We start from the raw sequence: 3,819 nt of genomic DNA on the forward strand, positions 1-3,819 counted from the left end.
CCTTCGCACCGTTCACGGGGAGAAGGTGGCCCGAAGGGCCGGATGAGGGGCGGTGCTGGCATTTCAAGGTTCGTGCTGCCCCCTCATCTGCCTGCCGGCATCTTCTCCCCGTAAACGGGGAGAAGAGAGCTACACGGCATTGGTCAGCCGCACGAATTCCTCGACGCTGAGCGTCTCGGCGCGGCGTGTCGGATCGATGCCGGCGCGTTCGAGCAGGGCCTCGCCGCCGAGGCTTTTCACGCTCTGCCGCAGCATCTTGCGACGTTGGCCGAAAGCGGCTTCTGTGACGCGGCCGAGTTTCTTCACCTCGGCGGGCAGGGGCGTCGGGCGCGGCACCAGATGCACCACCGAGGAGGTGACCTTTGGCGGCGGCGTGAATGCCTGTGGCGGTACGTCGAAGGCGATCCTCGCCTCCGTCCGCCAGCCGGCAAGAACCCCCAGCCGGCCATAGCTGTCGCTGCCGGCAGGCGCGACGATGCGCTCGGCCACCTCGCGCTGGAACATCAAAGTCATCGAGGTGTAGAAAGGCGGCCAGTCGCTGACCGTCAACCAGCGCACCAGCAGCTCCGTGCCGATATTGTAGGGCAGGTTGGCCACGATCTTGACCGGACCGCCATTGCCGGTCGCTCGGCTGGCAAGGCCTGCGAAATCCGTCTTCAGCGCATCGCCGGAAACAACCTCCAGCCGGCCGGGATAATGATCGGACACTTCGGCAAGGGCCGCTAGGCAGCGTTCGTCACGCTCGATGGCGATGACGTGACGCGCGCCGTTGGAAAGCAGGGCGCGGGTCAGCCCGCCGGGACCGGGACCGACCTCGATCACGGTTGCATCGGACAAGTCGCCGGCGGTGCGCGCGATCTTGCCGGTGAGGTTGAGGTCGAGCAGGAAATTCTGGCCGAGCGCCTTCTTTGCCCGCAGCCCATGACGCTCGATCACCTCGCGCAGCGGCGGCAGCCCGTCGATGCTCATGCCCGAGATCTCATACCGCAACCGCCTTCGTGTTCGTGTCGGCCAGCCGCCGGGCAAGCTTCAGCGCCGCTATCAGGCTGTCGGGCCGCGCCACACCCTTGCCGGCGATGTCGAAGGCCGTGCCGTGGTCGGGCGAGGTGCGGATGAAGGGCAGGCCGAGCGTGACATTGACCGCCTCGTCGAAAGCCAGCGCCTTGGCCGGGATCAGCGCCTGGTCGTGATACATGCAAAGGGCCGCGTCGTAGCCCGCCCGCGCCCGGACATGGAACAACGTGTCGGCCGGCAAAGGGCCGAAAGCGTCGATGCCATCGGCACGCAGGATGTCGACCGCCGGGCGCACGATCCGCTCGTCCTCGAGGCCCATGGCGCCGCCTTCGCCGGCATGCGGGTTGAGCCCGGCAATCGCCAGCCGTGGCTTGGCGATGCCGAAGCGGCCGGTAAGGTCGGCGGCGGTGATGCGCGCGGTGGCGACGATCAGCTCGGTGGTCAGTGCCTTCGGCACCTCGGCCAGCGCGATGTGGATGGTGACGGGAACGGTGCGCAGGTCGGGTCCTGCCAGCATCATCACCGGCATCGCCTCGACGCCGCTGTGCCGGGCCGCCAGATGCGCCAGATACTCGGTGTGGCCGGGGAAGCGAAAGCCGGCGTCGTAGAGCGGCTTCTTGGCGATGGGGCAGGTGACCACGGCCGAGGCTTCGCCGGCAAGGCAATCGGCGACGGCGCGGTCGATGGCCTCGATGGTGGCGGCCGCATTGGCCGGATCCGGCCGGCCGGGACTGTCGATGCAGCGGGCAGTCAGTGGAACGATCGGCAAGGCGCGGGCAAAGACCTGCGCCGCTTGCGCTGATGTCGTTTCGACGACCGGCAGCGAAATGCCGAGCAGGCGCGCCCGGGAGGCGATCAGCGCCGGATCGGCGAGCAGGTAGAAGGGGGGCAGGGCGGCAGCTTCGCGCGCCATAAAGGCGGCGATGGCGATCTCCGGCCCAATGCCGGACGGATCGCCGGCGCTCAACGCGAGCGCAGTCACTGCGTTGCTCACGTCAGCGCTTGACGATGCGGGCTTTTGCCTTCAGCTCGTCGACATATTTCTTGCTGAGCGCGTCGGCATCCTTGTCGCCGCCGGAGCCTTCGGCCTGAAACGCCATCTGGGCGACCTTGTCGTCGGACACTTCGCGCGACGAGCAGATGCCGATGAATTCGACGCCGCGTTCGGTTTCGCGCGTGGCAGTGGCACCGCCGACTTTGGTCGCCTTGATCTGCTCGGCCCAGTCCGGCGGCAGCTGCGGCGCCAGCACCCGGCCCAGATCCCGAACGGTGACGTCGATCAGGCCCTTGGCGAATTCGCGCGTCGTGTTGCAGCCGTTGAAGCGGGTGCGCATGGCGTCGGCCTCGCGCTTGCGTTGGCCCAGCGTCGCGCTGCGTTCAGCCGCCGGAACCACGAAGATGACCTGCTGCAGCATGTATTCGGTGGCGCTCGGTTTGGCGCCGCCTTTTTCGAGCATCTTCCTCACGAGATCCTGCTCGCTGACGGCACCGGTGCCGTCGCCGGAACGGTAGCGCGCGCTCAAAGCCTGGTTCCAGGCCATCTGGGCGCGGATGAATTCCTTGAAGTGGCTCTTGGTGACGCCTGACTTCTCCATGACGCCGTCAAGCTGGCTGAGCTGCATCTTGTTGCTCGAGGCAAAGCGCTGATACGCCGCCTCGACCTGTGCGTCGCTGATGCGGATGCCAAGCCGCTTGGCCTCGGCCATACGCAGCGTCTGGTCGATCATTTCCTGGCCGGCATCGCCCTTCTTGCGCTGCAGCTTCAGGAAGGCGGCGCGATGGGCTATGTCGCCGGTGGTGACCGGAATGTTGTTGACGACGTATTTGATCTCGCTGGCGAAAGCCGGCGGCGTCATTGCAGTGATCGACACGGACGTCGCCGCCACGAGCAACGCGAAACCTGCTGAAAAGAGGTATTTCCTCATCGTTGGTATCCCAATTCTATCCCGGTCCCGCCCAATTTCATCTTTCCAGGTGCGCGAAATCCGTGCCAGCCCTATGCGGCGAAACGATGTCGCCGATTGTTACTGGATCGTGTCGATGGCACTGGTCGACGAGCCGAATTCGCCGAGGGTGCGGAACGACAGATTGAAGCCGATGGTCTGCGACACCTCCCTGGTGTTCAGATCGCGCGACTGCGAGTAGGTCATCAGATAAGTGAAGCAGGAATCGTTGTAGGCGAAGCCGACACCGTCCTTGACCAGCAGGCTTTGCTGCAGGTCGTAGGTTCCTGTGCCGAAGACGCGCCAGTTTTCGGCCAGATGCGTGGATGCACCAAGTGTGACTTCGTGACGGTCTTCCGTGAAACCGTACAGCGGCTGGGCCTGGATGAAGGCGTATTTGGCGCTCAGCGACACAGGCAGGCCGGAATAGGCGGCCTTCACCTCGGCACGGCGGACCTCGAAACTCTGTTCGTCGAAACGGCCGCTGACCGAGGCCGCGAAGCCGTTGGGGCTGTTGATGCCGAACAGGCCGACATAGTCGGATTTGGTCGTGTCGAGGCCGGAATTGGCGCCGACATTGACCAGATCCGGCGCGGCAAAGGAGTTCTCGCCGCCGATCTGATAGGATTGGCCGAAAATGGCATTGGTACCCCAGCCATTGTTGTACGAGCCGGAATAGCGGAGGCCGACATTGGCGCGCGAACCGCCTTCGACGCGGTCGTAACCGGAGAACTTGTCGCGCTCGAACAAGGTGGTCGCGTCGAAGACCATGCTTTGGGCGTCTTCGTTGGGCACTGAGAGGCCGCCGACATATTGCTCGTTCGGACGCATGAAGACCTGCGCCATTGGCTCGATGACATGG

At 65.0% G+C, this 3,819-nt stretch carries 4 protein-coding genes; all 4 read right to left on the reverse strand.

Annotation, left to right across the window (positions count from 1 at the left end):
• Nucleotides 1–129: 129 nt before the first annotated feature.
• The gene (rsmA, locus tag EN893_RS23200) at nucleotides 130–969 is read right to left on the reverse strand and encodes a 16S rRNA (adenine(1518)-N(6)/adenine(1519)-N(6))-dimethyltransferase RsmA (RefSeq protein ID WP_127268606.1); all 840 of its coding nucleotides are present in this window, start codon (nucleotides 967–969) and stop codon (nucleotides 130–132) included.
• 10 nt (nucleotides 970–979) lie between these two features.
• Nucleotides 980–2,008, reverse strand: a complete 1,029-nt coding sequence (gene pdxA / locus EN893_RS23205) for a 4-hydroxythreonine-4-phosphate dehydrogenase PdxA (RefSeq protein WP_127268605.1) — start codon at nucleotides 2,006–2,008, stop codon at nucleotides 980–982.
• 1 nt (nucleotide 2,009) lies between these two features.
• A complete protein-coding gene (locus tag EN893_RS23210) occupies nucleotides 2,010–2,939 on the reverse strand; it encodes a peptidylprolyl isomerase (RefSeq protein WP_128361802.1) in 930 nt (309 codons plus the stop codon).
• A 99-nt stretch (nucleotides 2,940–3,038) separates the two neighbouring features.
• Nucleotides 3,039–3,819, reverse strand: a 781-nt coding sequence (gene lptD, locus EN893_RS23215; protein ID WP_164901040.1) for an LPS assembly protein LptD, incomplete at its 5' end; no start/stop codon positions are given.

The sequence above is a fragment of the Mesorhizobium sp. M7A.F.Ca.CA.004.04.2.1 genome, assembly GCF_004022825.1.
Taxonomy (GTDB): Bacteria; Pseudomonadota; Alphaproteobacteria; order Rhizobiales; family Rhizobiaceae; genus Mesorhizobium.

Excerpts from the sequence above, each read along its gene's own strand:
- rsmA (WP_127268606.1), bottom strand. The coding sequence starts at position 969 with ATGAGCATCGACGGGCTGCCGCCGCTGCGCGAGGTGATCGAGCGTCAT.
- EN893_RS23210 (WP_128361802.1), bottom strand. The coding sequence starts at position 2,939 with ATGAGGAAATACCTCTTTTCAGCAGGTTTCGCGTTGCTCGTGGCGGCG.